The organism is Microvirga vignae (assembly GCF_001017175.1).
Classification (GTDB): Bacteria; Pseudomonadota; Alphaproteobacteria; order Rhizobiales; family Beijerinckiaceae; genus Microvirga; species Microvirga vignae.
Genome location: NZ_LCYG01000158.1, coordinates 1 through 3,611 on the forward strand (window position 1 = coordinate 1; position 3,611 = coordinate 3,611).

General features: G+C 59.1%; 3 protein-coding genes. 1 reads left to right on the forward strand and 2 read right to left on the reverse strand.

The genetic code is table 11. From position 1 onward, the window contains the following. Positions 1-59: 59 nt before the first annotated feature. Positions 60-1,499 (reverse strand): RNA polymerase factor sigma-54, encoded by a 1,440-nt coding sequence (gene rpoN / locus AA309_RS31440; RefSeq protein WP_047192959.1) that lies wholly within the window; start codon positions 1,497-1,499, stop codon positions 60-62. Positions 1,500-1,568: 69 nt separating this feature from the next. After that, positions 1,569-2,117: a peroxiredoxin gene (locus tag AA309_RS31445; protein WP_047192960.1), complete on the reverse strand. Its 549-nt coding sequence runs from the start codon at positions 2,115-2,117 to the stop codon at positions 1,569-1,571. 911 nt (positions 2,118-3,028) lie between these two features. Between AA309_RS31445 and AA309_RS32760 the strand changes: the two genes are divergently transcribed. Further along, positions 3,029-3,241, forward strand: a complete 213-nt coding sequence (locus tag AA309_RS32760; protein ID WP_052955157.1) for an ISL3 family transposase — start codon at positions 3,029-3,031, stop codon at positions 3,239-3,241. Positions 3,242-3,611 lie beyond the last annotated feature (370 nt).

A 3,611-nucleotide genomic window follows, 5' to 3' on the forward strand; every position in this document is an offset into this window, starting at 1 on the left:
ACTCTGAGGGACAGCCACCCCGCTCCGCTACTGCGTGAGCGGCAGGCCCATTACGGCATCTAGACCCACAGGCGCTTTTCCCGGCGGCGTTGCACAGAGGAGGGGATGTTCATCGCCTCGCGATACTTTGCGACGGTGCGGCGCGCAATTTCGATACCAGTTTCCTTAAGTCGGACGACAATGTCATCGTCGGACAGAACATCATCAGGCGATTCTACGGCGACCATCGCCTTGATCCGATGGCGGACAGCCTCGGCGGAGTGCGCGTCGCCACCTTGGGAGGAGGCGATCGCGACAGTGAAAAAATACTTCAGTTCGAACACCCCGCGCGGGGTGAGCATGTATTTGTGCGACGTCACCCGGCTTATCGTCGACTCGTGCATGTTGATCGCATCAGCGACAGTTCTGAGATTAAGAGGCCGCAGGTGGGCGACGCCATGTTCAAGAAAGGCATCCTGCTGGCGAACGATTTCAGCCGCTACCTTAAGGATCGTTTTGGCGCGCTGGTCGAGGCTGCGGATTAGCCAGTTCGCGTTTTGGAAGCATTCGTTGAGAAAGGCCTGATCTTTCGAATTTTGGGCGGTCGCCCGTGAGACTTCGGCGAAATAGGTTTGGTTGATCAGCAGCTTGGGCAGCGTGTTCGGCTCAAGTTCGACTTGCCATCCGCCTCCGGGCGAGGGTTGGACCCAGACGTCAGGAATGATGGATTCCGGGTCTCCGGACTGGAATCGGTTTCCCGGCTTGGGATCGAGCGCACGGATTTCATGCAGCATGTCGAGAAGGTCGTCTTCATCGACCCCGCAATGCCGCTTCAATGCCTGAAAATCGCGTTGCGCAAGCATCTCAAGATTGGCGACCAAAGTTGCCATCGCCGGGTCGAACCGGTCTCGCTGGCGCAACTGTATCTCGAGGCATTCGCTGAGAGTACGCGCGAAAATTCCCGGTGGATCAAAGAGCTGCAAGGTTCCGAGAACCCGTTCCACATCAGCCTCCCGGACATTTAGGCTCCCGGCCAGCTCCAAAAGGTCTATCTGAAGATACCCAGTGTCTTCCAGATGATCGGCAAGCTCGCGAGCAATCAGCCGCTCCTGCGGTGTGAATGCAGTGAGGGCGATCTGACGAGCGACATGGTCATGCAATGTTTCGGTGGAGGCGGTAAACTCGCCGAGGGCAAGGCTTTGCCCGGGCGGGATATTGGTTGTGTCGCGCATTGATTTCCATTGCATGAGCTGTTCTGGGGCCCCGGTCGCGGTCGGCCCATCAACGTCGTTTTCGCGTGCGCCGATGTGCGGATCCTCGGCCGAAGTCGAAACAACATCGCGTAATGCCCCGCCGTCGTTTCGCGCCAGCTCCAAAAGCGGGTTCTTCTCGATTTCCTGCTCCACGAACTGACGCAGTTCGGCATGCGTCAGTTGCAGCAAACGGATCGACTCAATGAGTTGAGGTGTTACACTCAGAGATTGCTTCTGACGCTGAAGCTGGCTTGCTGAGAATCTCATGGTGAAGCTCCTGTCAGGCGACGCACTTGGTCGGTCTCATGGGATCTGTGAGATGTTGACTCGTCCAGGTCATGCGGCGGCCCCGGTTTGAAAGGCCTTCAGCGCTTCGAGAACGCTCTGCGGCGACGAGACGCCGTAGGGGTCGGTTTCGCAGTTGTCGGAGAAGCCGTCCTCCTCGAACCACTGCTCTACTAGGCCGTTGTTGATCACGGCAGCGTACCGCCAGGAGCGCATACCGAAGCCAAGATTGTCCTTGGCGACCAGCATGCCCATCTTACGCGTGAACTCACCCGAGCCGTCCGGGATGAGCCTGATTTTCTGCAGCCCCAAGGCCTTGCCCCACGCATTCATGACAAAGGCATCGTTGACGGAGATGCAGTAGATCGCGTTGATTCCTTCGTTTTCAAACTCGTCATAGAGCTTTTCGAAATCGGGCAGTTGGTAGGTCGAGCAGGTCGGGGTGAAGGCGCCAGGCAACGAGAACAAGACGATGCGCTTGCCGCTGAAATAGTCGTCGGATGTCTTGTCTTCCCAGCGGTAGGGGTTTGGCCCCTCGATGGACTCATCGCGAACACGGGTGCGAAAGGTGACGAAGGGAACCTTCTTTCTCAGGGTCATCAATGGTGCTCCTCGAGAAGAAAAACGGGCGGTGCAATCACGTCAGGATGGTTGTCGAGGCCAAGATAGGAACATCTGACGAAATCGACGATGTCCTGACCGGATGGTCGCCGCGCGGGAGACGGATGGTCCGACCGTTTCCCGAACGGCCGTAAACGTCCATTGATCCGTCATCGCGCGGTTGCCGGAAATGCGGTTCTGCATGCTCAATAACAGCGGCGGTGTTGCGCAAGGGGCGCGTTGATGGCGCTGGCGTGTGCAAACGAGGAGCACTCACGCCGGATAAACGGTGCCAATCAGTTTGCGACAAAGCCTGTCTCCTCACTCCGTGACGCAGGTGCGGAGAACCATGCATGTCCCGTGCCAAAGGGGAAACTCATTTCAAAACAATATAATGGCTCTAATGCTGCGATGCCGCCTGTCCGACAATGTCGACTATTGGACCATGCGGAACGCGGTTGGATGACGGGTGAACTGCCTGTTCCCGCGGAGCAATCCTGTCGGATCTCGCCCGCCTCCATGCGCGCCCGGCCGCGAGAACGCCACTGCTCTCTGGCGTGAACTGCAGGATCTTGGCTGTGCGGGCTCCCCCAAGCAGGTCTATCGCTGGATGGCCGAGCATCGCACGGCTCCGGCGAAGACGACAGCCCGCAAATGGCGCTCCCCCGGTCCGAGCCGCTCCGCGGCAGATGCTTCGCTGCCTTCGCCCAAGCAGCTGGCATGGCTTCTTGGGCGGCCTCCGACAGCACTTGATGCAACGGAGGCTGCCGTCCTGGCCCGGGTGCGAAGATCCCGAGGCTGCGACTATGGCCGAACGCGCCGAGCGCTTCTGCGCCCGCATTCGTCGGTGGTATCGTGAGCGCCAGACCCGAAACAGTGAGCAGGCGTCCACCAAGGCTGTGACGGGATAGATTGCCAAAGCTCGGTCCTTGGGCATCCCGGCTGTCGAGACTTATGCCGTCAGCCTGGAGCAAGACGGGGCTGCGGTTCGCGCAGCCCTGACACGGCCGTGGAGCAGTGGGCAAGCCGAGGGTCCGATCACGCGTCTCAAACTCCTCAAGCGCTCGATGTACGGACAAGCCAACTTCGATCTCCTGCGCCGGAGAGTGCTCCGGGCAGCGTAATCCACGCAAAGTGCGGGAGAGCCACAAAATCGATACTGCTGGCGAATTCATCAGGCCGGGATGGAAGTCATCATGAGCTTGGCGAATGCGGATTGACGAGTTTGCGCAAGTGGTGCGCCACTAACCCAAGCGCCAATGCGGATGAGGTTCATTCGCCAGCAGTATCAAAATCGAGGGAAGATCACTGCGTATCGACATGTATGAGGTTGGTAAGAACAGGCGCCGTCTCCGCCTTCCACATCGTTGGTGCTGTCCGTTCACGACAGGTTGCGATGCGCGCCCTCACTCGGCGGGTGCGCGATCGGTGGTTGGCCGGTCACTGTCTCGGCAAGCTGATGGCCGCAGAGGGCAGCTCGCAACTGCGCTTGGT

Coding starts and splice junctions, on each gene's coding strand:
- rpoN (WP_047192959.1), bottom strand. CDS start 1,499: ATGAGATTCTCAGCAAGCCAGCTTCAGCGTCAGAAGCAATCTCTGAGT.
- AA309_RS31445 (WP_047192960.1), bottom strand. CDS start 2,117: ATGACCCTGAGAAAGAAGGTTCCCTTCGTCACCTTTCGCACCCGTGTT.